The 26,370-nt window shown below is 69.6% G+C and carries 22 protein-coding genes and 1 CRISPR repeat array; of the genes, 7 read left to right on the top strand and 15 right to left on the bottom strand.

All coding sequences use genetic code 11. The features are described 5' to 3' along the window. Positions 1–2: 2 nt before the first annotated feature. Positions 3–410: a hypothetical protein gene (locus AC0VYP_RS03680; RefSeq protein ID WP_475472491.1), complete on the bottom strand. Its 408-nt coding sequence runs from the start codon at positions 408–410 to the stop codon at positions 3–5. Positions 411–627: 217 nt separating this feature from the next. Here AC0VYP_RS03680 and AC0VYP_RS03675 point away from each other — a divergent pair, with 217 nt between their 5' ends. Both AC0VYP_RS03675 and AC0VYP_RS03670 read left to right on the top strand, forming a co-directional pair. After that, positions 628–1,464, top strand: coding sequence for a helix-turn-helix domain-containing protein (locus AC0VYP_RS03675; protein ID WP_475472489.1), 837 nt, complete (start codon positions 628–630; stop codon positions 1,462–1,464). A gap of 11 nt (positions 1,465–1,475) precedes the next feature. Continuing rightward, positions 1,476–1,670, top strand: coding sequence for a DUF397 domain-containing protein (locus AC0VYP_RS03670; RefSeq protein ID WP_475472487.1), 195 nt, complete (start codon positions 1,476–1,478; stop codon positions 1,668–1,670). Positions 1,671–1,924: 254 nt separating this feature from the next. Beyond that, a CRISPR array of direct repeats spans positions 1,925–2,684; the repeat unit is 28 nt; unit sequence GGACCATCCCCGCATGCGCGGGGAGCAC. A gap of 171 nt (positions 2,685–2,855) precedes the next feature. Here the strand turns inward: AC0VYP_RS03670 and AC0VYP_RS03665 are convergent. The 7 genes from AC0VYP_RS03665 to AC0VYP_RS03635 form a co-directional block, all read right to left on the bottom strand. Then, positions 2,856–4,511 carry a glycoside hydrolase family 3 protein gene (locus tag AC0VYP_RS03665; protein WP_475472486.1) on the bottom strand — a complete coding sequence of 552 codons (1,656 nt, stop codon included), beginning with the start codon at positions 4,509–4,511 and terminating at the stop codon, positions 2,856–2,858. 227 nt (positions 4,512–4,738) lie between these two features. Then, positions 4,739–6,445, bottom strand: a complete 1,707-nt coding sequence (gene ptsP / locus AC0VYP_RS03660; RefSeq protein WP_285761217.1) for a phosphoenolpyruvate--protein phosphotransferase — start codon at positions 6,443–6,445, stop codon at positions 4,739–4,741. Between the two features lie 90 nt (positions 6,446–6,535). Then, positions 6,536–6,793 carry an HPr family phosphocarrier protein gene (locus AC0VYP_RS03655; protein WP_285761216.1) on the bottom strand — a complete coding sequence of 86 codons (258 nt, stop codon included), beginning with the start codon at positions 6,791–6,793 and terminating at the stop codon, positions 6,536–6,538. A gap of 104 nt (positions 6,794–6,897) precedes the next feature. After that, entirely contained in the window at positions 6,898–7,569 is a 672-nt protein-coding gene (locus AC0VYP_RS03650) for an HAD family hydrolase (RefSeq protein ID WP_285761215.1), read from the bottom strand. Beyond that, positions 7,566–8,030 carry a PTS sugar transporter subunit IIA gene (locus AC0VYP_RS03645; protein WP_475472483.1) on the bottom strand — a complete coding sequence of 155 codons (465 nt, stop codon included), beginning with the start codon at positions 8,028–8,030 and terminating at the stop codon, positions 7,566–7,568. The genes AC0VYP_RS03650 and AC0VYP_RS03645 overlap by 4 nt, the downstream gene beginning before the upstream one ends. 100 nt (positions 8,031–8,130) lie before the next feature. Beyond that, positions 8,131–8,367, bottom strand: a complete 237-nt coding sequence (locus tag AC0VYP_RS03640; RefSeq protein WP_475472481.1) for a PTS sugar transporter subunit IIB — start codon at positions 8,365–8,367, stop codon at positions 8,131–8,133. A gap of 90 nt (positions 8,368–8,457) precedes the next feature. Beyond that, entirely contained in the window at positions 8,458–9,501 is a 1,044-nt protein-coding gene (locus tag AC0VYP_RS03635; RefSeq protein ID WP_475472479.1) for an SIS domain-containing protein, read from the bottom strand. Between the two features lie 207 nt (positions 9,502–9,708). On the opposite strand from AC0VYP_RS03635, the gene AC0VYP_RS03630 reads away from it, so the two are divergent. Together AC0VYP_RS03630 and AC0VYP_RS03625 are read left to right on the top strand one after the other, a co-directional pair. Beyond that, positions 9,709–10,443 (top strand): GntR family transcriptional regulator, encoded by a 735-nt coding sequence (locus AC0VYP_RS03630; protein ID WP_285761211.1) that lies wholly within the window; start codon positions 9,709–9,711, stop codon positions 10,441–10,443. Between the two features lie 95 nt (positions 10,444–10,538). Then, complete coding sequence (locus AC0VYP_RS03625) at positions 10,539–11,969, top strand: PTS transporter subunit EIIC (protein WP_285761210.1); 1,431 nt, start codon at positions 10,539–10,541, stop codon at positions 11,967–11,969. A gap of 141 nt (positions 11,970–12,110) precedes the next feature. Here the strand turns inward: AC0VYP_RS03625 and secA are convergent, their stop codons facing one another. From secA to mtrA, 7 genes are all read right to left on the bottom strand, one after another. After that, positions 12,111–14,999 carry a preprotein translocase subunit SecA gene (gene secA, locus AC0VYP_RS03620; RefSeq protein ID WP_475472477.1) on the bottom strand — a complete coding sequence of 963 codons (2,889 nt, stop codon included), beginning with the start codon at positions 14,997–14,999 and terminating at the stop codon, positions 12,111–12,113. 161 nt (positions 15,000–15,160) lie between these two features. After that, positions 15,161–15,856 carry a response regulator gene (locus tag AC0VYP_RS03615; RefSeq protein ID WP_285761208.1) on the bottom strand — a complete coding sequence of 232 codons (696 nt, stop codon included), beginning with the start codon at positions 15,854–15,856 and terminating at the stop codon, positions 15,161–15,163. Between the two features lie 227 nt (positions 15,857–16,083). Then, positions 16,084–16,758 carry a ribosome hibernation-promoting factor, HPF/YfiA family gene (gene hpf, locus AC0VYP_RS03610; protein ID WP_285761207.1) on the bottom strand — a complete coding sequence of 225 codons (675 nt, stop codon included), beginning with the start codon at positions 16,756–16,758 and terminating at the stop codon, positions 16,084–16,086. A 789-nt stretch (positions 16,759–17,547) separates the two neighbouring features. Then, positions 17,548–18,216, bottom strand: coding sequence for a ComF family protein (locus AC0VYP_RS03605; RefSeq protein WP_475472474.1), 669 nt, complete (start codon positions 18,214–18,216; stop codon positions 17,548–17,550). A 137-nt stretch (positions 18,217–18,353) separates the two neighbouring features. Further along, positions 18,354–20,207 carry an LpqB family beta-propeller domain-containing protein gene (locus AC0VYP_RS03600; protein ID WP_475472472.1) on the bottom strand — a complete coding sequence of 618 codons (1,854 nt, stop codon included), beginning with the start codon at positions 20,205–20,207 and terminating at the stop codon, positions 18,354–18,356. Continuing rightward, positions 20,204–21,952, bottom strand: a complete 1,749-nt coding sequence (gene mtrB, locus AC0VYP_RS03595; protein ID WP_475472470.1) for an MtrAB system histidine kinase MtrB — start codon at positions 21,950–21,952, stop codon at positions 20,204–20,206. Before mtrB ends, AC0VYP_RS03600 begins: the two co-directional genes overlap by 4 nt. 8 nt (positions 21,953–21,960) lie before the next feature. Further along, positions 21,961–22,638, bottom strand: a complete 678-nt coding sequence (gene mtrA / locus AC0VYP_RS03590; RefSeq protein WP_285761275.1) for an MtrAB system response regulator MtrA — start codon at positions 22,636–22,638, stop codon at positions 21,961–21,963. Positions 22,639–23,148: 510 nt separating this feature from the next. Between mtrA and AC0VYP_RS03585 the strand changes: the two genes are divergently transcribed. The 3 genes from AC0VYP_RS03585 to AC0VYP_RS03575 are packed head-to-tail and all read left to right on the top strand — an operon-like array spanning position 23,149 to position 26,314. Beyond that, the gene (locus AC0VYP_RS03585; protein WP_285761203.1) at positions 23,149–24,510 is read left to right on the top strand and encodes a glycerophosphoryl diester phosphodiesterase membrane domain-containing protein; all 1,362 of its coding nucleotides are present in this window, start codon (positions 23,149–23,151) and stop codon (positions 24,508–24,510) included. Further along, the gene (locus tag AC0VYP_RS03580; RefSeq protein WP_475472469.1) at positions 24,507–25,127 is read left to right on the top strand and encodes a DUF4129 domain-containing protein; all 621 of its coding nucleotides are present in this window, start codon (positions 24,507–24,509) and stop codon (positions 25,125–25,127) included. The genes AC0VYP_RS03585 and AC0VYP_RS03580 overlap by 4 nt, the downstream gene beginning before the upstream one ends. Next, positions 25,124–26,314, top strand: a complete 1,191-nt coding sequence (locus tag AC0VYP_RS03575) for a DUF4350 domain-containing protein (RefSeq protein WP_475472468.1) — start codon at positions 25,124–25,126, stop codon at positions 26,312–26,314. Before AC0VYP_RS03580 ends, AC0VYP_RS03575 begins: the two co-directional genes overlap by 4 nt. The last annotated feature ends 56 nt before the right edge of the window (positions 26,315–26,370 follow it).

The following is a 26,370-nucleotide window of genomic DNA, read 5'->3' as shown; positions in this document are numbered from 1 at the left end:
ACTCACCGGCCGTGGCACTGCGTGGGGGCGTAGGCGCGTACGCGCGGTGCGGTGTAGGCGCGCAGCGGTGAGGGCGGCTCGTAGACGTGCAGGCAGTGGTCCAAAAGCTCCACGTCGGAGACCGCGAGCACGTGGGCGGTGACGCGGTTGCGCGCGGTATAAGGCGCGGCCTCTCCGTAGCGGTAGGTCACCTCCCACAGAGCCGAATGCGACTCCGCGACCTCCGCGAAACGCGGATAGTCGGGGATACGCGGCACCACCCGCGCCTGACGCATCGGTGCGGACTGCGGACCAGGCACACCCGGCGCGACACCGGGGGCACCGGCGCAGTGACGGCCCGCCCGCCGGGCGGGCATCACCGCCGCCACCAACAGCACACTCGCCAACGCGAGCAAGGACAGGAATCGCATGAAGCGCTCCTCATAGGATGCCCCTGGCAAGGGGCGACTCGATCAGGTACCTCCATGGTCACCCACTGCAACCAAAAAATGCAAGACCAACTTTTAAATTGGCACGCAAGTTTTTAAAGAAAAACCTGACACAAGGTTGGTAGCGCACAAAATGACGGAAGAACCGACCACACACATAGGCTCTCGCCAGCTCAACCCCCCAACCGGAGGTGACCTGGTGGCCGTCTCGCCAACGCTCAGCAAGCGACGACTGTCCAAGCGCCTTCGAGAGCTACGCGAAGCTTCAGGGTTCACCGCCGATGCAGTAGTGGAACGCGCCCACGCAGCGGGAGGCACCCGCTGGTCCGCCTCCAAGATCACCCGGATCGAACGCGACGAGTGGCTGCGTCCCCGTATCGACGACGTGGAAATGCTGCTGGATGTCTACGACGTGACCGACCTCGCCCTGCGCGCCGAAATCATCAGACTCGGCCGCGAAGCCCGCCAGCGAGGCTGGTGGTCCTCCTACGACGACGTACTGGGCCGAGGCGCCCTCACCGGCCTGGAACCCGGCGCTTCCAGAATCCGCACCGTCGAGCTGACCGTCATACCGGGGCTTCTCCAGACCGAGGCATACGCCCGCACCGTCATCGAGGCCAGAGGCATGGCCGACGAGGCGGAAGTCGAGAGGCGAATCGAAGCCCGCATGCTCAGGCAGCGTGTCCTGACCAGCACCGACGCTCCCCAGCTGTGGGCGATCATCGACGAGGCGGCACTACGCAAAGCCCCGGCCGCGCAACTCCAACACCTGCTCGACGTTCAACGACAAGACCTTCGCATCCAGGTGATCTCCGACGAGACCGGCCCACACGCCGCCCTCGCAGGAGCCTTCACCCTGCTCGACTTCGCGGGCGACAGCAGCGTCATCTACACCGAGAACCCCTTGACCCAAAGACTCAGCGACGACGCCGAAGAAGTTCTGGCATGGGACCTCGTGTATCAGTATGTAAGTGCCTCCGCACTCTCCATCGCAGATTCGAAGGCGCTGATCCAGGACCTGATCGACCGCCACTGAAAGGGCCCGCCATGCCCGCCGCAACACCCCTGAGCTTCCGCAAGTCCTCCTACTCGGGCCCCAGAACAGAGAACTGCGTCGAGATCGCCGACCTCCCCCAAGGGGCAGCCGTCCGCGACTCGCAGAACCCAACCCGGGGACACATCGAGTTCCCCGCCAGAGAAATGGCCGGACTACTGGGTGCGCTCCGCTCCGGCCGCTTCTGACCCACCGACATGAAGAAGCCCCCAGCGTGCTGGGGGCTTCTTCGCGGTCCTGATCGAGACCTGACTCAGGCAGCCACGCCCAAGACATGACTCCGATCCTAGCCCGGAGAACAGAACGACGACCAGGCACCGTTCCAAACCCCTGGCCAAAACACAGTCCGTATCCCGTTCCGGGACACAACACACGCCAAAACACAGAGGCGACCTCCGCATGCGCGAGGGTTTATGCCGAGTGAAGAATTCGCCGCGCCGTCGGACCATCCCCGCATGCGCGGGGAGCACGTGAACCTCAACCCGGACAAGGGCGGGGCGTTGGGACCATCCCCGCATGCGCGGGGAGCACATCCGCAGCAGCCGGCCGGGTACTACCCGCCGGGGACCATCCCCGCATGCGCGGGGAGCACATAATCCCCCAGCTCCAGGCGTGGACGAAGCTGGGACCATCCCCGCATGCGCGGGGAGCACCGCCACGATGTCGCGGACGTGGTCCGGGCCGGGGGACCATCCCCGCATGCGCGGGGAGCACGCGAAGATGGAGGAGTTGGCCACCGCCGTCCCGGGACCATCCCCGCATGCGCGGGGAGCACTCTCGATCTCGACCGGTTCGTTCTCCGTCGGCGGGGCCATCCCCGCATGCGCGGGGAGCACGAGACCCAGTCGGCTGATGAGGCCACGGCCGCGGGACCATCCCCGCATGCGCGGGGAGCACTCGTCGAGCGCGAAAACCAGTTCCCCAGCGGCGGGACCATCCCCGCATGCGCGGGGAGCACGAGGGGGATCTCTCTTCGGAAGACCTATGCCTGGGACCATCCCCGCATACGCGGGGAGCACCTGCCCGAGGTCCCCCCGGCCGAGCCCATCATGGGACCATCCCCGCATACGCGGGGAGCACCGCACCGATGACATTGCCCCGGGGTAGGCCCCAGGACCATCCCCGCATACGCGGGGAGCACTCACCTCGGCTTTCGGCGTCTCAAATTCCTCTGGGACCATCCCCGCATACGCGGGGAGCACTCTTGCTGACCTGGGACTCTACCAGCGGGTAACCGCTTTTTCATTCACTTGTGGAGAAATGGACTCCACAAACAAAAAGTGCATAACAGTCAATCCCCTGGTCGCGGCCACGAGGCAGCCTCCCCGCCCGGGCCCGGGTGGCCGGTGGGGAGACGCCGCCCCTGTGCCGTCCTAGTAGGTGAGGCCGTCGCCGAACGCCAGGTCCGTGCCCGGGATGTCCACCGGGAGGCGGCCCGACGGGTTGACCTCGCCGGCGATCACGCGGGCCGCCGCGGCGCGGGAGACGTCCACCGACGAGTACGTGGCGAGGTAGCCGTCCAGGCCGGGCAGCTCGCTGATGTCGTACGGATTGCCCTGGGCCACCACGACCACCGGGACGCCCGCGTCCTGGGCCTGGGTGACCAGGCCCTTCTGCTCGGCGTCGCCGCGCGCGCCGTTGGTGCCCACCACCGCCACGTCGGCGTCGGCCGCCGAGGCCGCGAGGGTGAAGCCCATGCCTTCGAGTTCCGCGCCGATCTCCTCCGAGCCGGAACCGACCACCCGCACCGACGCTCCCTCCCGCAACGGCAGCACGCCGCCCTCGTTTCGCAGCAGCGTCACCGAGGAATCCGCCACCTGCTGGGCGGCTTCCTTGTGCTCGGCGGACCCCACCACCTCGGCGGCCTCCCCCGGGTTGACCGGGGCGGCGTCGAACAGGCCGCGCCGCAGCTTCAGGCGCAGCACCCGCAGCACCGACTCGTCCAGGCGCTCCTCGGTGATGCGCCCCTCCTCGACCGCCGACACGACGGCGGCGTGCGCGGTGCCCAGGTCCGGGGGCATCAGCAGCTGGTCGGCGCCCGCGAGGACCGCCATGACCGCGATCTCTCCGTCGTCGTGGGTCTGGCGCACGCCCTCCATGTTGAGTGCGTCGGTGCTGACCACTCCGTCGTAGCCGAGCTCCTCGCGCAGGATGCCGGTGACGATCCCGGGCGAGAGGGTCGCGGGCTCGCCGGAGTCGTCCAGCTCGGGCATGAACACGTGGGCGATCATGATCATGTCGATGTCGGACTCCACAGCCGCCACGAACGGCGGGAGGTCCACCTCCTCCCACTCCGCGCGGGTCTTGTCGATGACGGGCAGGCCCGTATGGCTGTCCACGTCGGTGTCGCCGTGGCCGGGGAAGTGCTTGGCCACGGGCACCACGCCGCCGGCCTCGAACGCGTCGGCCTCGGCGGTCATGAGCTCGCTGACCAGCGCGGGGTCGGAGCCGAAGGAGCGGATGCCGATGACGGGGTTGTCGGCGTTGATGTTGACGTCGGCCACCGGCGCGTAGTCGAGGTTGATGCCCAGCGCCGACAGCTCCGCGGCGGTGACCGAGGCCAGCGAGGTCGCGGCGTCGGGGTCGCGGGTCGCACCCACCGCCATCGCGTCGGGGAACCGCTCGCCGACGGGCAGCCGGGAGACCATGCCCTGCTCCTGGTCGATCCCCAGGAACATCGGGACCCCGGAGTCGTCCACCGCGCGGTCCTGGAGACCGTTGGACAGCGCGACGATCTGCTCGGTGTCCTGGAGGTTGTCGGGGAAGTAGATGAAGCCGCCCGGGTGGTAGGCCGAGATCACCTCGGCGCTCTCCTCGGGGGTGGTCCCGGTCAGGGTCGGCACGAACAGCTGGCCGACCTTCTCCTCCAGGCTCATGTCCGCCAGGATCTCGGCCGCGCCCTCCCCCGGGTCCGACGCCGCGGGCGGATCGGCGCGCGGCGCCGGGGCGACCTCACCCCCTTCGGAACAGGCGGTGGTGAGCAGGAGGGTCCCCGCACAGAGCGGCGCGAGGAGACGTCGAAGGGACATGGTGGTGGCTTTCGGTCGGCGGATCGGGGGGTTCGGCGCCCACCCTAGCCCGCCGCCGGCGGGAGTTCGCCGGGTTCGCCCGAGCCGGGCGCCGCACCGCCCGGCGCGCGCGGGGGGCGTCGCGCCCGCGCACCCGGTTCAGTCGCGGGTCGAGCCCCTGCCGCGCCGGACCGGGCGCGGCCGGAGGGTGTCCAGGACCACGGTGGGTCACTCCGGTCCCCGGTGCGTCACACCCCCAGCGCGGTCACGCCCGGCAGGGCGTCCCGCGCGGCCTGCTTGGCCTCGGCGGCCCCGCGGGCGGCCAAGGCCGCCTCGGCCGCCGCCCGGCACTGCGCGAGGCTGGAGGCGGCCAGGGCCGCGCGCACGAGGGGCAGCGCGGTGGCGCCCATCGACAGGCTGTCCACCCCCATGCCCACCAGGACGCAGGCCAGGAACGGGTCGGCGGCGGCCTCGCCGCAGACCCCGCAGGAGCGCTCCGCCTCCCGGGCTGCCCGCGCGGTCATCGCCACCAGTTCCAGCACCCCCGGCTGCCAGGAGTCCTGGAAACGGCTCAGCGAACCCGCCTCCCGGTCCGCGGCGCAGGCGTACTGGGTGAGGTCGTTGGTGCCGATGCTGAAGAACGCGGCCGCATCCGTGAGGCGGGCGGCGCGCAGGGCCGCGGCCGGGACCTCGACCATGACCCCCGCGGTGGCGAGTCCGGCCGCGGCGGCCTCTGCGGCGAACCACTCGGCGTCCTCGACGTCGGTGACCATCGGCGCCATCACGTGCAGGTCGGCCTCGGTGTCGCGGTGGGCGTCGGCCAGGGCCGCGAGCTGGGCGCGCAGGATCTCGGGGTGGCGGCGCATCATGCGCAGGCCCCGTTCGCCCAGTGCGGGGTTGGGCTCGGGCGCCCTCGGGGGCAGGAAGGCCAGCGGCTTGTCCGCGCCGGAGTCCAGGGTACGCACCACGACCTTCGCGCCGGGGAACGCCTCCAGGACGGCGCGGTAGGCGGCGACCTGCTCGTCGTGGGCCGGGGCGTCGGCGCGGTCGAGGAAGAGGAATTCGCTGCGGTACAGGCCCACCCCTTCCGCTCCCAGTTCCAGGGCAGCGGGCAGGTCCTGAGGACCGCCGATGTTGGCGAGCAGCGGGACCGGGTGGCCGTCACAGGTCCGCCCCGGACCGGTGCTGCGCGCGGCGGCCTCGGCGCGCACCGCGGCACGGGCCTTGGCGCGCTCCACCTGTTGGGGATCGGGGCGCACCGCGACCTCACCGGTGGCGCCGTCCACCAGTACCGGGGTGTGCTCGGCGATCAGGTTCGACCCGGCGCAGGCGACGACCGCCGGCAGCCCCAGGGAGCGGGCCAGGATGGCGGTGTGGCTGGTGGGGCCGCCCTCCACGGTGACGAAGGCGAGCACCAGGTCGGGGTCCAGCAGTGCGGTGTCGGCCGGGGCGAGGTCGTGGGCGAGCAGGACGAACGGCACGTCCGAGTGGGGCACGCCCGGGACGGGGAGCCCCATGAGGGTGGCGACGACCCGGTCGCGCACGTCGTCGAGGTCGGCGACGCGCGCGGCGAAGAAGGCGCCGGCCTCGGAAAGCAGTGCGCGGTAGCCGACGAAGGCGTCGTGGACGGCGCGGGCCGCCGAGGCGCCCCCGGCGATCCGGCGTTCGACGTCGGCGGCCAGCCCCGGGTCGCGGGCCATGAGGGCCTGGGCCTCCAGGACCTCCTGCGCCTCCCGTCCGGCCCGCTCGCCGCGTTCGGTGAGTTCGGCGGCGGTCCCCTCCAGCGCCGCGCGGGCAGCGGCCGTCTCCGCGTCCGCGTCGCCGGTGTGCGATTCACCCTCGGCGGGAATGGGCGCCGCACGGCTCAACCGGAGGGCGGGGCCGTATCCCGTCCCGGTGCTGACTCCGACGCCGGACAGCGCCACCGGCCCCTGGGGGGCTACTGGATCGGTCATGGGCAATCCTGACTGGTCGGTGGGAGGAGGGGCCGGGCGGGCAGGGCGTCCCGGTGCGGGGGAACCGTGCGCACCGGGACGCCCGTGCGGTCAGTCGGCGTTGGCGATCTCGGCGAGGGTGTCCAGCAGCGCCTCGGCGCCCTCCCCCTCGGCGGTGACGACGATCTCGTCGCCGTGCTTGGCCCCCAGGCTCATGACCCCCAGGATGCTCTTGGCCGACACCGGTGCGGCGTCGCCCTTGGCGACGTGCACGTCGCCGTCGAACGCGGATGCGGCCTTGACGAACAGGGACGCCGGACGGGCGTGCAGCCCGACCTTGGACTCGATCTTCACCCGGCGCTCGGCCACGGTGCTACCTCGCTTCGATGTCGTCGGCCCCGCGACGGGGCCGTGGTGCGAGACGCGGACGCACCGCGCCGCACCAGGGGATGGGGATGTCAGGGGGTGGGCGGTCAGGTTCGGGCGGCCAGGCGCGGCCAGTCAACCTCGGTGAGATGGTCAACCACCAGGTCGGCCTGTCCCAGTACGGAGCGGGCGTGGGTCGTGGTGATGCCCACGACCCGCATTCCCGCGCTCTTGCCGGCCAGGATTCCGGCCGGGGTGTCCTCGAAGACCACGATGTGCTCGGGGGCGTAGCCGAGGATCCGCGCGCCGTCGAGGTACCCCTGCGGGTGCGGCTTGCCCTCGGTGACGTCGTCGGCCGTGACCAGCCCCCGGAACAGTTCGCGGACGCCGAGCTGCTCCAGGGCGAGCTCCGCCCAGTCGCGCCCCGCCGAGGTGACCAGGCCGAACGGCACTCCCTCGGCGTGCAGGACGCGCAGGAACGCCACCGATTCGGGAAGGTGTTCGACGTCGGGGAGCCCGGGCGCCTCGCCGTGCCGGCGGATCTCGCCCCTGAGCTCGGCGAGGCTGAGCCCGGGGAACAGGTGCGGCTGCTCGGCGAGGACGTCCACCCCGCGCCGCCCCATGAAACCGTGCAGGACCTGGTCGTCGTGGGGAACACCGTAGGCGGTGAGCAGCCTGGACCACACGGCCATGCTGCGGGGTTCGCTGTTGATCAGGGTGCCGTCGAGGTCGAACAGGGCGGCACGCGGTCGGGTGTCATCGGTTATCAATTCGCTCACGCCCACTGAAACAGCAGTGCTCCCCGATTCACTTCCCCGGTGACCGGGCGCGAGACCACGTCCCCGACCGCGTCCAGGGCGATGACCGGAACGATCGGCGACAATCCGCCTTCGAGGACATCGGTGGGGTTCCATCGGATCAGGTCCTGGCCGGCGACGACGTCGTCCCCCTCCGCGACCAGGGCGGTGAAGCCCTTGCCGTCGAGCCGGACGGTGTCGATGCCCAGGTGGACCAGGACACCCTTGCCGCCGTTGCCGTTCCCGTCGGCCGCGCCGACGACGACGAAGGCGTGCGGATGCAGCTTGACCACCCGTCCGTTGACCGGGGAGACCGCGGTCTGGAGCCCCGGTTCGGGCCGGATCGCTGTTCCCGGCCCGACCATCCCTTGGGCGAACACCGGATCGGGGACCTCTTCGAGTCCCACCGCCGTACCTGTCACGGGCGAAAGCACGGAAAGCACTGTCGTTGCCTCCTCGGCCGGGGAGACGGCGCCGGGCGGCTCCCACCTGCTGGGAGCCGGCCCGGCCGGACCGCCCTGCCCGGAGTTGATGCGGGTGAGATCAGTCGAGCAGGTCGTTGATGTCGTCGGTGAGCGAGTCCGCCTCGGGTCCGACGACGACCTGCACGATGTTGCCGGAGACCAGCACTCCGTGCGCGCCGGCCGCCTTCAACGCGGCCTGGTTGACCTTGGCGGCATCGGTGACCTCGGTGCGCAGACGCGTGATGCAGGCCTCGATGTCCTCGATGTTGCCGGCGCCGCCCAGTCCGGCGACGATCGCGGCTGCCTTGTCGGCCATCTGTTCCTCCGTGGCTAGCGCGGGCCCTGACGCCCACGCGAACGATGTGTGGTGTGCTTGCCGAGCTTAAGGGGCGTGTGGCGCCTGGGCCTAGGAGGTCTGGGTGACCTTGTTGAGGCTGCGCGGCGCGTCGGGGTCGTATCCCAGCCCGCGCGCCAGCTTCTCGGTGATGATCTGCGCGGGAACGATGAGGCTGATCGGGGCCAGCCACTCGGGCAGGTCCGGAATCCCGGTGGACAGGTCGCAGGCACCCGCCAGGGCCGCGCCGCCGCCGATGGCGTAGGCGGGGGCTCCCGCCGCGCGCACCCGCTCGGCGAGGGCGACGGTGCCGGCCAGGGTCGGGCCCGAGTTGGCGGCGACCAGCAGCGCGGGGGTCAGGCCGTCCACCACCGCGATGGGGCCGTGCAGCAGGTCCGCGTAGGAGAGCCCCATCGCGTGCAGGTAGCACGCCTCCTTGAGCTTGAGGGCCGCCTCAAGCGCGGTGGAGAAAGCCATCCCGCGCCCGGAGACCACGGCGCCGGAGACACCGATGAGGCTCTCCACGATGGCGTCGATGGAGTCCTCGGGGCCGGCCAGGGTGGCCTCGATCGCGTCGGGGACCGCGCGCAGCTCGTCCTCGGAGAGGTCGGCTCCCACGCCCAGGGCCAGGACCGCGAGCGCGGCGAGCTGGGCGGTGTAGGTCTTGGTCGCGGGAACGGCGAACTCGTCGCCGGCCTGCGTGACCAGGGCGACGTCGGCGATCTCGGCCATGGGCGAGCCCGCACCGTTGGTGATGCCGACCGTCCGGGCGCCGCACCGGGCCGCCCAGTTCATGGTCTCCACGATCTCCTCGGTCTTGCCCGACTGGGAGATGGCGACGGCGAGCACACCGGACAGGTCCACCTCGGCGCCGTAGGTCGTGGCGATGGAGGGCGACGCCAGGGTGGCGAGCCGGCCCGAGTGCGCCTGGAGGAGATAGCTGCCGTAGACGGCGGCGTTGTCGGAGGAGCCGCGCGCGATGAACAGCACTTGGCGGGTCTCCTTGGCCAGCGCCGCGATCTCGGTCGTCTGGGGCAGGAGCACGTCCAGGGTCCGGCGCAGCGCCGCGGGCTGCTCGTTGATCTCCGAACGCATGACGCTGGTCGTAGTACTCATCGGCTTCTTCCTACTCGATACCCATTTGCCGCGCCCCACCAAGCCGGGCACCCTCTCTGAACAGGCAGGACGACACGCCCCCGAGGGGGCTGCACAAAGCGTTGACCACGAGCGTTGACACGTCGGGAGCACCTGTGGTCTAGTCCGGCCTATACCAGTACGCACCATATCCGACCGATCCGCAAGAGAAGCGAACAGGCACCCGCGATGAGCATCGACCCCACGAGCCCCGTCCCCAAGTACGCACAACTCCGGGACCTCCTGCTCGAATGGATCGACGAGACACAGCTCGCGGTGGACGGCGCGGTGCCCTCGGAGCGCGAACTCGGCCTGCGCTACGGACTGTCCCGGATGACGGTGCGCCAGACCATCGACCACCTCGTGGCCGAGGGCAAGCTGTACCGCGTCCCCGGCAAGGGCACCTTCCTGGCCAGACCCAAGATCGAGATGTCGCTGCGGATGGCCTCCTTCACCGAGGACATGCGCGCCCGCGGCTTCGAGCCCGGCGCCCAGGACCTGGCCCGCCGGATCGACCCGGCGCGCGGGCACGTCGCCCGGATGCTCGACATCAGCCCGGGCAGCCCCGTGCACCACATCGAGCGCCTGCGCACCGCCGACGGCGAGCCGATGGCGATCGAACGCTCCAACATCCCGTTGTCGGTGGCCCCCGGGCTGAGTGAGGAATCACTCTCCGGGCGCTCGCTCTACCAACTCCTGGAAGACGACTACGGGCTTCTCCTCGACTCCGGCGAGCAGACCATCGAGGCCGGGCTGTGCGACCCCACGGACGCCCGGCTCCTCGGACTGCCCACCGGTAGCGCCGTTCTGCTCCTACAGCGGCGCAGTTTCGTCAACGGCACCTGTGTCGAACTGGCGATATCCACCTACCGTGCCGACCGTTACCAGCTGCATTCCACGCTGGACCCCCGCCAACGCGGCTGATGGCACCGGCCGCCCCCGGGCCCGTACCATCGAGCGCTGACACTCCCACCACTCCCACGAGCCACGAGCTCACCACGTGATCAGGAGGACCAACGATGAGTTCCTCATCGACGGTCAGCGACGGCCTCCCCGCCGCACCGAAGAAGTCGTCCCCGATACTGGGCATCCTGCAGCGCATCGGGCGCAGCCTGATGATGCCCATCGCCGTCCTACCCGCGGCGGCCATCCTGCTGCGTCTGGGACAACCGGACATGCTCGGCAGCAACGGCCCCGAGCCGGGCGGCTTGGCCGACGTCCCCGGCTTCGCCTGGATGAACGCCGTCTCCCCCGTGATCGGCACCGCCGGTGACGCGATCTTCAGCGCGCTGCCCCTGTTGTTCGCGGTGGGCGTGGCCATCGGTTTCGCCAAGCGCGCCGACGGCTCCACCGCTCTGGCCGCCGTCGTGGGCTACCTCGTCTTCGACCGGGTGTCCAAGTACCTGTTCTTCGAGCAGGGCGGCGAGCTCGCCTCCGGCATCACGCTCGAACTGGCCGACGGCTCCACCGCGATCAACTGGGGCGCGAAGAACCCCACCGACGTACTCGGCGGCATCGTCATCGGTATCGTCGCGGCCCTGCTGTGGCAGCGCTACTACCGGATCAAACTGCCGAGCTGGCTCGGCTTCTTCGGCGGGCGACGGTTCGTGCCGATCGTGACCGCCCTGGCAGCGATCGTCGTCGCGCTCGTCTTCGGCCTGGTCTGGCCGACCGTGGGCGGTTGGATCAACGACCTCGGCAACTGGATCATCGGCTCCGGGGCGGTGGGCGCGGGCGTCTACGGTGTCGTCAACCGGCTGTTGCTGCCCTTCGGCCTGCACCACATCGTCAACTCCGTGGTCTGGTTCGTCTTCGGCAGCTACGAGGGCGCCGACGGCGCCATCGTCAACGGCGAGATCAACCGCTATCTTGCCGGCGACCCCACGGCCGGGGGCTTCCTCTCCGGCTTCTTCCCCGTCCTGATGTTCGGTCTGCCCGCAGCGGCACTCGCGATCTGGCGGGCGGCGCACCCGAGCCAGCGTGCGGCGGTGGGCGGCATCATGATCTCCGCCGCGCTGACGGCGTTCGTCACCGGCATCACCGAGCCGATCGAATACGCGTTCATCTTCATCGCGCCGGTGCTGTTCGCCGTGCACGTGGTGCTGACCGGCGTCTCCATGGCGATCCTGAACGCGCTGGAGGCCCACCTGGGCTTCGGGTTCTCGGCCGGCCTCATCGACCTGCTGCTGAACGCCTTCAAGTCCAACACCACGAACCTGTGGATGATCATCGCGCTGGGTCTGGTCTACGCCGCGCTCTACTACGTGATCTTCTACTTCGCGATCACCAAGCTGAACCTGCCCACGCCGGGCCGCGAACCCGCCGACGAGCAGCCGACGGTGGCCGCCGGCACCCCGGCCGAGGCACCGGCCGAGGCCGCACCCTCGTCGGCGGCGACGATCGCCGACGCCGAGGCGGCCAAGGGCACGGACGCGGGAACCGCGACGTAGCCCCCCGAGCCTGATCCGCACCGGTGGCCCGGAGCCCTTCGAGGCTCCGGGCCACCGGTCTTGGCAACCGGGGAACAACGACGAGGGCCCCGGGAGGGCGGCTGTTGCCGCTCTCCCGGGGCCCTCCAGAATCCTCCCCGGTCAGGGCCGGTTCTTGGGATCCCCGTGGCACTTCTTGAACTTCTTGCCCGAGCCGCAGGGGCAGGGCGAGTTACGCGCGGCGTTGGCGTACTGGCCGTTCGTGGACTCGGTGTGGCTCTCCGCCTCGCCCTCCTCGTTGGGAGCGCTGTACTGCAAGCGGTCGGGCCGGTTCTCGGTCAGCCCCGGGACGACCACCTCCGGGGTAGAGCCGCCCTCGCCCTCGGCCTCGGTCTCGGCCGCCGGCTCCCCGACGGCCGGCTCGTCCACCGCGGGCTCGACCGCGGTGGGAGCGTCCGGCTGGGCCGTGGCCGTGGCTCCCTGCACCAGCGGCACCGCGGCAGCCGTGGCCGCCGCTCCGGCCGCGGTGATGCCCTGGCCCTCCTGCGGCCGGTTCACCTGGACCTCGACGTTGAACAGGAAGCGGACCGACTCCTCCTTGATGCCCTCGAGCATCTCCTGGAACATGTCGTAGCCCTCCCGCTGGTACTCGATCAGCGGGTTGCGCTGGGCCATGGCACGCAGGCCGATGCCCTCCTGGAGGTAATCCATCTCGTAGAGGTGCTCGCGCCACTTGCGGTCCATGACGCGCAGGATGACCGTGCGCTCGACCTCGCGCATGGTGTCCGGGCCGAGCTCCTGCTCGCGACGCTCGTAGGCGGCGTGGGCGTTCTCCACGACACGGTGCGAGATGAGGTCGGGGGTCAGTACCGTGACGTCGCCGCCGTTCTCCTCGATGAGCTGGTCGGCGGTGAAGTCCACCGGGAAGACCTCAGCGAACGCCTTCCACAGGCGCTCCAGGTCCCAGTCGTCGCTCTCGCCCTCGGCCGTCGCGGAACGGACGTAGCCCTCCAGGACGTCCTCGATCATGCCCTCGATCTGCTCGCGCAGGTCGGCGCCCTCCAACACCTTGCGGCGCTCGGCGTAGACCACCTTGCGCTGGCGGTTGAGGACCTCGTCGTACTTGAGGACGTTCTTGCGGATCTCGAAGTTCTGCTGCTCGACCTGGCCCTGGGCGCCCTGGATGGCCTTGGAGACCACACCGGACTCGATGGGCTGGTCCTCGGGGATGTTCAGGCGCTCCATGATGATCTCGACGCGACCGCTGTTGAACAGCCGCATGAGGTCGTCCTTGAGCGAGAGGTAGAACCGGGACTTGCCGGGGTCGCCCTGGCGTCCGGAACGACCGCGCAGCTGGTTGTCGATGCGGCGCGACTCGTGCCGTTCGGTGCCCAGGACGTAGAGGCCACCGGCCTCGACGACCTGCTTGTTCTCCGTCTCGACGTCCTTCTGGGCCTTTTCCAGCGCCTCGGGCCACGCCTTCTCGTACTCCTCGGGGGTCTCCAGCGGGGTCAGGCCGCGCGTCTGGAGCTCCTCGTCGGCGATGAAGTCAGGGTTTCCGCCCAGCATGATGTCGGTACCGCGACCGGCCATGTTGGTGGCGACCGTGACGGCCTTGAGCTTTCCGGCGCGGGCCACGATCGACGCCTCACGCGCGTGGTTCTTCGCGTTGAGGACCTCGTGGGCGACACCGCGACGCTTGAGCATCTTCGACAGCAGCTCGGACTTCTCGACGCTGGTGGTACCCACCAGGACCGGCTGGCCGGCCTCGTGGCACTCCGCGATGTCGTCCACGACCGCGTCGAACTTCGACTCTTCGGACTTGTACACGACGTCACGCTGGTCATCGCGGATCATGTCGCGGTTGGTCGGGATCGGCACGACACCGATGTTGTACGTCTGGTTGAACTCGGCCGCCTCGGTGGAGGCGGTACCGGTCATGCCGCCCAGCTTCTCGTAGAGGCGGAAGTAGTTCTGGAGGGTGACCTTGGCGAGGGTCTGGTTCTCGTCCTTGACCTTCACCTTCTCCTTGGCCTCGATGGCCTGGTGCATACCCTCGTTGTAGCGGCGACCGCGCAGGACACGACCGGTGAACTCGTTGACGATGAGCACCTCGCCGTCCTTGACGATGTACTCCTTGTCGCGGCGGTACAGCTCCTTGGCCTTCAGGGAGTTGTTGAGGAAGCTGATCAGCGGGGTGTTGACGGCCTCGTAGAGGTTCTCGATCCCCAGCCAGTCCTCGACCTTGGCGACACCGGACTCGGTGATGCCGACGGTGCGCTTCTTCTCGTCAACCTCGTAGTCGGTCTCCTTGCGCAGCCGCGGAGCGATCTTGGCGAACTCCCCGTACCACTTGGAGTTCTGCTCGGCCGGACCGCTGATGATCAGCGGTGTGCGCGCCTCGTCGATGAGGATGGAGTTGACCTCGTTGACGATCGCGAAGAAGTGCTCGCGCTGCACGCAGTCGTCGATCGACAGCGCCATGTTGTCGCGCAGGTAGTCGAAGCCGAACTCGTTGTTGGTCCCGTGGGTGATGTCGGCCTGGTACGCCTTGCGGCGCTCCTCGGGCGACATGTCGGGGCCGATGACGCCGACCTCCATGCCCAAGAACTGGTAGACGCGCCCCATGTTCTCGGCGTCGCGGCGGGCGAGGTAGTCGTTGACGGTGACCACGTGGACGCCCTTGCCGGCGAGCGCGTTGAGGTACACGGCGAGCGTGGCGGTCAGGGTCTTGCCCTCACCGGTCTTCATCTCGGCGATATTGCCGCGATGCAGCGCCGCACCGCCCATCAGCTGCACGTCGAAGTGCCGCTGCCCCAGCGTGCGCTTGGCCGCCTCGCGCACCGTGGCGAACGCCTCCGGCAGCAGGTCGTCCAGCGTTTCGCCGTCGGCGAGGCGCTGTTTGAACTCGTCGGTCAGCTCACGCAGTTCGGCGTCGGTGAGATCGACGAAATCATCCTCGATCGAGTTGATCTGGTCCTTGAGCTTCTTGAGCTGGCGCAGGATCTTGCCTTCACCCGCGCGCAGGACCTTGTCGAGTATGCCTGGCACTTCTAATGCGCTCCTCGCGATCGTGGCCCGCATCCGGAGATGGGACGGACCCATCCCCTAGCCTTCCATCGTAGAAGACCCTATTGCCTTCACGGTCAAATCCGTGTGCGGCGAGGCCAAGAACCTGTATCTGCCGGATGCGGGGCCGTGTGCTCCGGTACTCACTCGCCGTCCGCGTCGAGGAACTTCTCCCGTATCGCGTAGACCGCGGCCTCCGTGCGCGAATGCAACTGGAGCTTCTCCAGGATGTTGCGGACGTGGTTCTTCACGGTGTTGTCGGAGATGTACAGCTCCTCACCGATGTCCTTGTTGTTGAGGCCGCGGGCGACCAGTCGCAGGACTTCCTTCTCCCGTGCGGTCAACCGCGGGGCGGGCAGGGACTGCGGCCGCCCCTTCTCCTTCTTCGCCAGGGTCGCGAACTCGCCGATCAGCTTGGTGGCCATGGAAGGGTTGATGAAGGACTGTCCGCCGGCGACCGCGCGGACGGCCTCCGGGAGCTCCACCACCGAGATCTCCTTGAGGAGGTAGCCGGTGGCGCCGGCCTTGATGGCCTCGAAGAGGTCCTCCTCCTCGTCGCTCATCGTCAGCATCACGATCTTCGCACTGGGAACCATGTTCTTGATCCCCGTGCAGGCGGCGATACCGCTGGTCTTGGGCATCCGGACGTCCATCAGGACCACGTCGGGGAGAAGGTCGCCGGCCTGGGTCACCGCGTCCTCACCGTCGGCCGCCTCCCCGACGACGTCGATGTCGGACTCCTCTGCGAGCACGGACACGAGTCCGCGGCGGAAGAAGGCGTGATCGTCCACGACCAATACCTTGATCGGGTCCACTCGATTGGGGGGAGTCAAGCTCACAGCCTGCGTTCCTTCCTCCCACGCGGCGAAATCACCCAGACGCGGACGGATTGTTTCGTCAAGCGCACCCGCCTCGGAAGAGGCACCACGCTTCGGTCGCGGTTTTCCAGCTAAACGGGGAATTTCTCTGGAAAAACCGTCTTCGGACGCCTTACCCCACAACGCGCCGTGCCCGGTATCAAGACCGGACACGGCGCGCCAGGACGGCTATTCAGTTGTCTCTTACTTTATTCCATGAGCCGCAGAACGCCGTAGTTGAAGCCCTTCCGACGGTAGACCACGCTCGGGGCGTCGCGCTCCTCGTCCCGGAAGAGGTAGAAGTCGTGGCCGACGAGTTCCATTTCCATAAGGGCCTGGTCAATGGTCATGGGTTTGGCGGAGTGGAATTTTTCGCGAACGATGACCGGAACGTCGCCCTGGGTGTCGAGCTCGACGAAGTCGTCGGCGAACTCGTTGTCAACTGCGGCACCGTCGAATTCCGGGGAGTCGGGGGTGTCCGGGGCGATCGGGGGTTCGACCACGGAGCCCATGGGGCCGCCGGCGGCGAGGTGGGCTGTCGCGGCAGCGACGGAGACAGGGGCACGGTTGCTGCCCTTGTGCACCTTGCGACGGTCGGCGGCCTTGCGCAGCCGGGACTCGATCCGGTCCAGCGCGAGGTCGAGGGCGGTATAGCGGTCATCAGCGGAGGCTTCACCGCGAATCACCGGACCGCTGGAGTGGACGGTCAGCTCAACCCGCTCGCGATGCTCGGCGAGCTTGGGACTGCGCTCCTTGGACACCTCCACATCGACGCTCATGATGTCCTTCTGCTCCCACTTGTGGAGCCGGGTCAGCTTCGTTTCGACATGCTGCCGGAACTTGTCGCTGACACCTGTGCGCCGACCCTTGACGATGATGTCCACAAGACCCCCTTCGTGGCGTGACCGCCCTTTTCGGCGGCCAACTGATCGGTGTGCGCCGCGCCCGCTGTGAGCGTCGGGCTAGCTTTCACAACCTCCTCTCCCGCCACAGTGGTCGTGGCCCACGTTGCTGCCCGTATACCCACAAGAACCGCCCTCATCACTTGCCGAAGGCCTCGCGTCGCAGCAGTTCGTCCGAGAAGAGCCACAGGGCGGTGAAACGCGGGGAGAAGTCCCGAAAACGACATCAGGCACGAGGTGCGTGCCCTCGTGCCTGATGTCGCGCGGTGCCTGGGCACCATGTGCGGGAGTCGCGCCCAAGAACGGCGCGATCCACGCGGAGAGGATGTCACCCGTCCGGCCGACCTGGTCTTCGTCCCCACATCCGCCTGCTGAGGGGCTCGCGGCGCTCGTGCACCACTACTGCCCTTCTCCCTTGTCCGGAGGACATCTGGACCTCCGAAGGGGCAGGGCTTACCTCTAAGCCGCACCGTGATCGGTTGACGAAAAGTCGCCTTACGTGGGCCGTTTCGCCTGCGGCTGGCATCGGCTTGTCGAGCCGCCGCCCTCACGGGGAGGACGCCATGCCCGACGCAACCACGGACCCGGACGGGTGCCATATCTGGAACGCTAGCCCTAGATCCGCCACTTGTCAGGTACTGATTTGAGCGGCTGTCCACGGAAGCGTTCCAGCAACCCCGAAAATCTACCGGGAGCGGCGAAAAAGACACACGGGTAAAGGTTCTTTGTCCGTCCGAAAATCTCGCCTGGGGTATCCCCGGCCCCATGAGCCTACTCGCGTTCGGCGAGCACAGCAGCGCAAGCGACCGGCACGCCGCCCTCACCGAGGGCCCTGGCGGCCTCTGCGAGGGTCGATCCGGTGGTGAGAACGTCGTCGACGAGCACCACCGACCCGGTGCGGAACCGGCCCCGTGCACCGGTCCGCAGCCGCATGGCACCGGACAGGTTGGTGCGACGCTCGGCGGCTCCGAGACCGACCTGGTGGCGGGTGCGGCGGGCGTAGGCCAGGATCGGCGTCGCCCTGGCGTTGACCATGCCCTCCCGTAATCGGGCCGCGGTAGCCCCTGCCAGGAGCCGGACCGGATCGTAACCCCGCCGGCGCACCGACGCGGCTCGCCCCGGAACCGGGACGAGCCGGATGTGACGGGCGGCACCCGAACCGGACAGCACGGCCGCGGCCAACGAACCGGAAAGCTGGTCGGCGAGCCCACGCCGACCGCGGTCCTTGAAGGCCAGAAGCACGTCACGGCAGCGGCCGGCATACGGCCACGCCGCCCACGTCACCGGGCAACCGGGCCTGGCCGGGCAACGCCGTGCCCGACGGCGCAGGGCGTCGGAGCAGGCGGCGCAGACCTGCGCGCCGCCCAGGCCGCACCCGGCGCAGCACTGACCGAGCACGAGGTCCAGCAGCTCACCGGCCCACCCTTCGAGCATTCCCATACCGGCGAGTCTGTCCTGCCCGGCGGGGGCGTCCCGGAAGCGGATCCGCGTCTGTGGACAAGCGGATCTCCAGCGGTTCGGCGCCCGATGGGAGAAGTCCGCACGGGACCGGCGCACAGCAGCGCGGGTCGGGAGCGTCAGCCCGGGTAGACGGGGTTCGTGCCGTCAGCGACTTTGCGCCACATCAGGCGGTCACTGGACATGAAGATGTAGTCCTCCTCCGTCCCCGACAGCAGCGGCTGGCCCGGACCGGCGGCGATGCTGGTCATGTCCGAGCCCGCGGAGACCCCCGCGCTGGTGGAGTCGGCGCTCCCGTTGATCGGGACAAGGTAGGCCTGAAGGGCTCCGCGGGCCTTCTGTCCCAAAACGGCGAGCTGGTCGGCGCCCCGCCAGGAAAGGTCGGTGACGTTGTCGATGTCGGAGGCCAGCGGCAGGAAGCCCTGGGCGCTGACACCGGACTCGTCGTAGACGATCCGGCCGACCGAGACCCTCCCCTCCCCGCCGACCTCGGTGAGGATCGCGACCCGGGTCCCGTCGCGGGACACCTGGAGCTTGGTGACCTGCTGCGACCGCAGCTCGGGAATGTCCACCTCGACGGGATCACCGCCATCGGGCAGCAGCCAGATCCGGGCGGACCGGGAGTCGGCCGCGGGGCGGCGCTCCTCCTCGACGGGCGGGTCCCCGGGCTCGGTGTCGTCGAGCGCCTCGCCCTCCGCCCGGGCGTCGCTGGGGTCCTCCAGCACCCAGAGGTTGCCGTACCCGTCCCAGGACAACGAGGCGTAGTCGGCACCGTCGAGCACGGTGGTGTACTCACTGCCCTCGTTGAGGGACGCCACCTGGACCGAGTTCCCGCCGGGCGCGATGCCCGCCACCCGGTCCTCTGCGAGGGAGACGGCGTGCAGCTCCAGTGGGGTCGCGCCGGTGCCCGGCGCCCCCTCCGTGCGGGCTTCCTGCTGGTTGGAGTCCAGCGACCACAGCACGCCCTCGCGCATGAAGTACGAGCGCAGCTGGCCGTTGGTGCCCGAGGGGTTGACCCCGCTCCACGTCTCGCTGTTGGCCTGAAGGTTCTCGCTGCCCTCGCCGGCCAGTTCCGACTCGTCACCGTCGATGCTGAGGATGAGTTCCTGGATCTCGGGGAGCTGTCGGAGCGTCCACACGAGTTGGGCGCTCATCCCCCAGCGCGCCTCGGCGTCAACGCCGTCCGCCTCCGGGCTCAGGGCGACGGTGACCCGGCCGGAGTCGTAACTGACGTCAGCACGGGTGCCTTCGGGGAAGGCTGAGTGCACGGCGGGCGCCAACCAGTCGGTGGGGCCGTTGACCAGCATCCGGGCCAGCATCCGCGAGAGCTGCTCGGTCACGTCGCTGGTGGGCTGCACCGGCAGGAACACGGGGTCGGGCACGAGAGTGCTCTCGTCGCGGTTGAAGTAGTAGAGGTTGAGCGGACGGTAGACCCGGTCCACGGCGCGCCGGCTGAGCAGCAGTTCGTCGGGGAGGTCGGAGATGCGCCACCCCTCCTCGACCTGGACGAGGTCGAAGACGGTGTTGACCGATTCCCCCTCACCGGCCGCGACGTACTGTCCGTCGGTGCCGATGGTGGCGACCTGGGCCGCGCGCATCCGCACCTTGGCGCTCTCGCCGTCGTCACCGGTCTCGACGTCGAGGGCGACGTCGTCCTCCTCGTAGACCAGTACCTGGCTGCTGGGCTTCCAGACGACCTGCTCGTCGGAGGTCATGTAGAGCCTGGCGGCCTTGTAGTCCTCCTCGAAACTCCCCATGTCCTTGAGGAATCCGCGGACCAGGGTCTTCTCGTCCACACCGGGCTGGGGGCCGGCGGGAAGCAGCCGGGTGAAGGTGTTGACCTGGCCGGCGGCGTCGTCGCCACGACCGGAGAAGGGCGGGCCGCCGGTGGGCACCGTGGCGCAGCCGGCCACGAGGGTCACGAGACAGGCCGCCCAGGCGGTGGTGCGCAGTGCAACGGCGTTCTTGCTCATTGGTCCTCCCCCGGTCCGCTGATCCAGATGCCTTTGCGGTCGAAGTCTCCTTGCATGCTGCTGAACGCCGAGAGCGTGCGGCCCAGGGTGATCTCGGGCGGCGCCAGCGGCAGCGGCGAGCCGCGCAGTTCACCGCCGGACTTGCGCGGGAGCGAGAGACGGAACTGCGATCCCTTGCCGGGCATTCCCCACGCCTGGAGCCATCCGCCGTGCAGGAGTGCGTCCTCCTTGGAGATGGACAACCCCAGGCCGGTGCCGCCCGTGGTCCGGGCGCGCGCGGGGTCGGCACGCCAGAAGCGGTCGAAGCAGAGGTGCTCCTCGCCCTCCTTCAGGCCGACACCGAAGTCGCGGACCGCCACGGCCACGGCGTCGCGGTCCCCGGCAGCGGTGACGATGACGTCCTTGCCTTCGCTGTGCTCGATCGCGTTGACCACGAGGTTGCGCAGGATGCGGTTGATCCGGCGGGCGTCGAACTCGGCCACACAGGGGTTGACCGGCAGGCGCAGGACCACTTTGATGCCGCGTCTCTCCGCGATCTGCTCCGCCTCACCGACGGCCTTGAGGACGGAGTCGCGGATGTCCACCGTCCCGGTCGCCAGTGTGGCCGCCCCCGCGTCGTGCCGGCTGATCTCCAGCAGGTCGGCGAGCAGTTCCTCGAAGCGCTCCAGCTGGCTCTGTAGGAGCTCCACCGAGCGGCGCATGGTGGGATCGAGGTCGTCGCGGTCGTCGTAGAGCAGGTCACCGGCCATCCGGATGGTGGTGAGCGGGGTGCGCAGTTCGTGGGAGACGTCCGAGACGAACTGGCGCTGGAGCTTGGACAGCTCCTCCAGTTCCTGGATCTTCTCCTGGAGGCTGCCGGCCATGTCGTTGAAGGACATGGCGAGCCGGGCGAGGTCGTCCTCGCCGCGCACCTTCATGCGTTCGGAGAGGTCGCCGGAGGAGAGTTTCTCCGCGGAGCTCGCGGCCTGGCGCACCGGCGTGACCACCTGCCGGGTGACCACGTAGGCGACAGCGGCGAGCAGCAACGTCAACGCGATGGCGACCAGGACGAGCGTCTGCTGGACCAGGTTGAGCATCTGCTGCTCGTGGTCGAGCGGGAAGAGGTAGTACAGCTCGTAGGTGCTGGACAGCTGGGCGCCCACGGCCAGGCCCGGTTCCCGCTGGGTGCCGCGGATGATCTCGGTGTAGTTGCCGTAGGGCAGTTCGCCGTTCTTGCGGACGTCCTCGCGCAGCCGTTCCGGCACGCTGGCCTCGTCCACACCACCGCTCACCCGCCCCGTCATGCCACCGACCGAGGGCATGATCACGACGTCGTAGAGGCCGGTGGAGCCGCTGCGCGCGCTGAGGTCCTCGATGATCTGGTCGAGTTGGCGGTCGGGGTCCTGCTGGTCGCTGTCCTGGATGATGTTTCGCGCGGTGCTCAGCCCCGCGTAGTGGTCGTTGAACGCCGACTGCGTCTTGGCGTCGAGGAGCCCGGTCTGGACCTGGTGAACCAGGAAGAAGCCGAGCACGGCGGTGACCAGCACGGAGAAGAGCAGGGTGCTGGTCACCACGCGCAGTTGCAGCGACCGCCGCCAGCGGGAGTGCACTCCCCTGACCAGCGAGCGCGCCTTGCGCTGGGCGACCAGATACCCCTTCTGCACCGCCGAACCCGCCCGTTGCAGTCGCGAAGCCGCGGCGTCCCCGCTCTCGAGCGGGCGCGCCGCGTCCGCGTCCAGGACCAGTCCTGGCGACCGCTGCTTCACCAAACCACTCAGGCGGTTCCGGCTTTGTAGCCGACACCGCGAACGGTGACGACCACCTCGGGATGCTCCGGGTCCTTCTCGATCTTGGCCCGGAGACGCTGCACGTGCACGTTGACCAACCGGGTGTCAGCGGCGTGGCGGTAGCCCCACACCTGCTCCAGCAGCACCTCGCGGGTGAAGACCTGGCGCGGCTTGCGCGCGAGCGCAACGAGCAGGTCGAACTCCAGCGGGGTGAGGCTGATGGGCTGGCCCCCGCGGCGCACGGAGTGCCCGGCGACGTCGATGGTGATGTCGCCGATCTGGAGCACCTCCGGAGCGGGCTCCTCGGTGCGGCGCAGCCTGACCCGGACCCGGGCCACCAACTCCTTGGGCTTGAACGGCTTGACGATGTAGTCATCGGCGCCCGACTCCAGGCCGAGCACGATGTCCACGGTGTCGCTCTTGGCCGTGAGCATCACGATGGGCACGCCGGACTCGGCCCGGATCTGGCGGCACACGTCGATGCCGTCGGCGCCGGGCAGCATGAGGTCCAGCAACACCAGGTCTGGCTTGGTCTCGCGAAATGCTTCCAGGGCCTTGTCGCCGTCGTGTACGAACGATGGCTCAAAGCCCTCGCCTCTGAGCACGATGCCCAGCATTTCGGCGAGAGCGAGGTCGTCATCGACGACCAGTACGCGTCCCTTCATCGATTTTCCGGCGTCGGTCGGCGTCCCCGTTCTGGGGGCGACGGTCCGGTCGCCTTCTCCTTTCCGGACACTCATGCGGCAAAACTGCGAACTCTTCTGCCGGTTTCTCCCCGTGGCACGGCTCTCCGATCATCGGAGGCGCATCGGGCGACACTTCCTAACCTTGCCATCAATCGGCGCGACATCGCACAAGGTCAGCCCTGCGGCCGCGCACCGGTCGGCACGGGCGGCCCGGTCCCCCCTTTTCGGCCCCTGCCACAGCCTGCCGTCCGACCGGACGTCTCGTCCAGTGTGAACAGCGGCGATCCCCGGCCGGGAGCCAGTCGTTTGGATAACGAAAGCATACAAAAAGAATGAACAGCGTCGGGTGGGTGATACATGACGAATGCGACCTGCGGCGTGGATCCGTTACCAGTAGGTTGAAGTCGCATAGCGTGGATGAACACGACCATCCGTTCAAGCACCCGTCGAAAGCCCGTTCGGGCACTCGGTTGACGCACAGGAGGATTGATGTCCCAGGAGGACGGCCAGGCGTGGCGGGCCCCGGGCGACCGCCAGGAACCGGCCGACACCCCGCAGGACGGCCCCTGGAGCGGTCCCCAACCGGCTCAGCCTCCCAACGGCGGCTGGGAAGCACCCCCCGGCGTCGGACAGCAGCCTTTCGGCGCACCGGTCCAGGGCTGGGGCGCGCCCCCCGGGAACCAGGGGCAGTACGGCCCTCCCCCCGGCGGCCAGGGACCGTACGGCCCTCCCCCGGGCGACCAGGGATGGGGGGCGCCTCCCGGCGGCCCCGCACAGCCCGGCTACGGTCCGCCTCCCGGTGCCGGTGCCCCGCACGGCTGGGGGCCGCAGGGCCCGTACCCATGGGCACCGTACTCCGCACCGCGCCCCGGGGTGATCGCGCTGCGTCCGCTCTCCCTCGGCGACATCTTCAACGGGGCGTTCGGTTACGTGCGCCACAACCCCGGCGCCACCATCGGGATCGCCTTCATCGTCATGGCGGTGTCGGGGCTGATCTCGACGCTGGGCACCGGGTCGCTGCTGTCGGAGGCCATGTCCTTCGAGATGGCACCCCCGCCGTCCGACGAGGTGGTCTTCCCCTTCTCCCTGGGCAGCATGGTCAGCCTGTTCGCGGGCCTCGTCGTGCAGCTGGTGGCCGGTTCCGTCCTCCTGGGCCTGCTCACCGGGGTACTGGCCCTGTCGGTGCTGGGCCGCCGGGTCTCCTTCAAGGAGGCCTTCTCCACCGTGCGCGGCCGGGTCGGGGCCATCCTCGGCCTGACCGGTCTGACCTTCGTCTTCGCGATCGCGGCCATGGCGCTGTTCTTCGGGGTGATCGTGCTCGCGGTGGCCCTCGGCATCACCCAGGCCCCGGTGGCCGGCATCCTGGCGGGACTGCTGGGCGTCGTCCTCGCCGTGGCACTCACGGCCTGGCTCGCGACCAAGATCTCCCTGGCCATGCCCGCGATCGTGCTGGAGCGCATCGGCCCGTTCCCCGCCCTGGCCCGCTCCTGGCGGCTGACCTCGGGAAGCTTCTGGCGCATCCTGGGCATCCTGCTGCTGGCCAACCTGATCATCAGCTTCGTCTCGGGTCTGTTGCAGACCCCGTTCACGATCGTCGGCACCGGACTGCAACTGGTCCTGGCCGACCCCACCGCGATCGTCATCGCGACCCTGGCCACCAATTTCGTCGCGACGGCGGTGGCCACCGCGCTGACCACGCCCTTCTCCGCGGGGGCCAGCGCGCTGCTGTACCTGGACATGCGGATGCGGCGCGAGGGTCTTGACCTGCGGCTGCAGCAGGCGACTCAGTCCGGCCACCAGGTCGGACCCGAGGTCTACCTCACCGGCGACCGACCTGGAGCCCCCTTTTGAGCGATCCGGTCGGCCGGGGGGAGGCTGCACGGGCCGCGCAGGAGGAACTGGCCAAGTCGATCTACCGGGAGCAGGAACCCTCCCTGATCGACCGCCTCTACAGCTGGGCCATGGGCTGGCTGGATTCCCTCCTCAACCAGGTCGCAGGATCAGTGGCCGGGGGCTGGTGGGTCGTGGGACCGCTGCTGCTGCTCCTCGCGGTCCTGCTCGTCGTCCTCGTCGTCTACCTGCGCCCGGCCCGCCGGGCGAAGCGTGCGGCCGTGGTCAACGGCGGCACGGTCCTGACCGCCTCCGGGCACCGCGACCGCGCCGAACGCCACGCCGTCGCGCAGGAGTACGCCGACGCCATCCGGGAACGGCTGCGCGCCATCACCCGCGATCTTGAGGAGCGCGCCCTGATCACCCCACGCCCGGGCCGTACCGCGACCGAGCTGGCCGCGGAGACCTCGGGCCCGCTCCCTGAGCTGCGCGCCGACCTCGACCGGGCCGCCGTCGTGTTCAACGACGTCTGGTACGGCGAGCGCGCGGCCACCGCGGAGGGCTACCAGGCCCTCGTCGCGGTGGACGACGCGGTGCGCGCCGCCCGACCAGTCAAGGACGCGGAGCCGACCCGATGAGCACGGACACCACCGGCGCGGCGCAGTCCCCGCCGACGGACCCACCGGCCGGTTCGAGCGCCGTCTCGGTGGGCGTTGCCGGAGTATGGCGCCGAGTGCGCGGCCCGTTGGCGTTCCTGGTCGGGGCGAGCGTGCTCGGGGTACTCGTATCGCTGAACGCCGTGCCCTCCCCCATCGGCGACCTCGACCCCGAAGGCGCCAATCCCGACGGGTCGCGGGCACTCGTGCAGATCCTGCGCGACGACTTCGACGTTCCGGTCACCATCGCCCGCGACACCGACGAGGCCGTCGCCGCCGCGGGTGCGGACTCGGTGCTCGTCCTGGTCAAGTCGCACCGGCTGACCGCGGGGGAACTCGACCGGCTCGCCGGGCTCCCCGGCGACCGGCTGCTGGTCCAGCCGACGACCCAGGCGATCAAGGCCCTCGCACCGGGCGTGGAGGTGACCGGCCGCGGCGACGACCGCGACGTCCTCTCCCCCGAGTGCACGCTGGAGGCGGCGCGCACCGCGGGCGACGCGCGCACCGGCGGGGAGCTCTACAGCGGCGCCTCAACCGCCTGCTACCCGGCCGAGGGCGGAAGCGCCCTGGTCAGGACGGACAGCGGCGACGCGACGGTGACGATACTGGGCTCCGGCGACCCGATGCGCAACCGCTTCCTCGCCTACGAGGGCAACGCGGCGCTGATGATCAACCTGCTGGCCGGCGACGGCGTCGTGTGGTTCCTGCCCGACGTCCCCTCGACCGGTGGGGCCTCCGATCCGGTCAACCTGCTGCACCCGGGCTTCCTGCCGGGCGCGGGCATGCTGTTGGCGGCGCTGCTGCTGCTCGCGCTGTGGCGCGGACGCCGACTGGGACCGCTCGTGGCCGAGCGGCTGCCGGTCGTGGTGCGGGCCTCGGAGACCACCGAGGGACGCGCACGGCTGTACACGGCGCGACGGGCCCGCCCGAACGCGGCGGAGGCGCTGCGTTCGGGCGCCCTCAGCTCTGTGCGTCCCAGGCTGGGACTGGGCACCGAAACCGCTCCCGAGGCGGTCGTCGAAGCGGTGTCCCAGCGCAGCCCGCGCGACCCCGAACAGATCCGCGCCCTGCTCTACGGTGGGCCGAGCGACCCCTACACCGCCGACGACACGGCGCTGGTCCGGCTCGCCGACGAGCTCGACGCGCTCGATCGGGAGGTGCGGGAGTGACGCGGAGCCCCAGTCCCGGCCCGTGCCGTCCCCTCCCCCGCTTCCGGACTTCGATA

Source organism: Nocardiopsis sp. iso_186 (genome assembly GCF_056173365.1).
Note: the sequence above shows the minus strand (reverse complement) of the source record. Positions and strands in the feature narration are given on the sequence as shown.

Excerpts from the sequence above, each read along its gene's own strand:
- AC0VYP_RS03640 (WP_475472481.1), bottom strand. The coding sequence starts at position 8,367 with ATGGCCGACAAGGCAGCCGCGATCGTCGCCGGACTGGGCGGCGCCGGC.
- AC0VYP_RS03665 (WP_475472486.1), bottom strand. The coding sequence starts at position 4,511 with ATGTCCCTTCGACGTCTCCTCGCGCCGCTCTGTGCGGGGACCCTCCTG.
- AC0VYP_RS03605 (WP_475472474.1), bottom strand. The coding sequence starts at position 18,216 with ATGGGAATGCTCGAAGGGTGGGCCGGTGAGCTGCTGGACCTCGTGCTC.
- ptsP (WP_285761217.1), bottom strand. The coding sequence starts at position 6,445 with ATGACCGATCCAGTAGCCCCCCAGGGGCCGGTGGCGCTGTCCGGCGTC.
- AC0VYP_RS03635 (WP_475472479.1), bottom strand. The coding sequence starts at position 9,501 with ATGAGTACTACGACCAGCGTCATGCGTTCGGAGATCAACGAGCAGCCC.
- AC0VYP_RS03625 (WP_285761210.1), top strand. The coding sequence starts at position 10,539 with ATGAGTTCCTCATCGACGGTCAGCGACGGCCTCCCCGCCGCACCGAAG.
- mtrA (WP_285761275.1), bottom strand. The coding sequence starts at position 22,638 with ATGAAGGGACGCGTACTGGTCGTCGATGACGACCTCGCTCTCGCCGAA.
- AC0VYP_RS03575 (WP_475472468.1), top strand. The coding sequence starts at position 25,124 with ATGAGCACGGACACCACCGGCGCGGCGCAGTCCCCGCCGACGGACCCA.
- AC0VYP_RS03680 (WP_475472491.1), bottom strand. The coding sequence starts at position 410 with ATGCGATTCCTGTCCTTGCTCGCGTTGGCGAGTGTGCTGTTGGTGGCG.
- AC0VYP_RS03670 (WP_475472487.1), top strand. The coding sequence starts at position 1,476 with ATGCCCGCCGCAACACCCCTGAGCTTCCGCAAGTCCTCCTACTCGGGC.
- AC0VYP_RS03585 (WP_285761203.1), top strand. The coding sequence starts at position 23,149 with ATGTCCCAGGAGGACGGCCAGGCGTGGCGGGCCCCGGGCGACCGCCAG.
- AC0VYP_RS03630 (WP_285761211.1), top strand. The coding sequence starts at position 9,709 with ATGAGCATCGACCCCACGAGCCCCGTCCCCAAGTACGCACAACTCCGG.
- AC0VYP_RS03600 (WP_475472472.1), bottom strand. The coding sequence starts at position 20,207 with ATGAGCAAGAACGCCGTTGCACTGCGCACCACCGCCTGGGCGGCCTGT.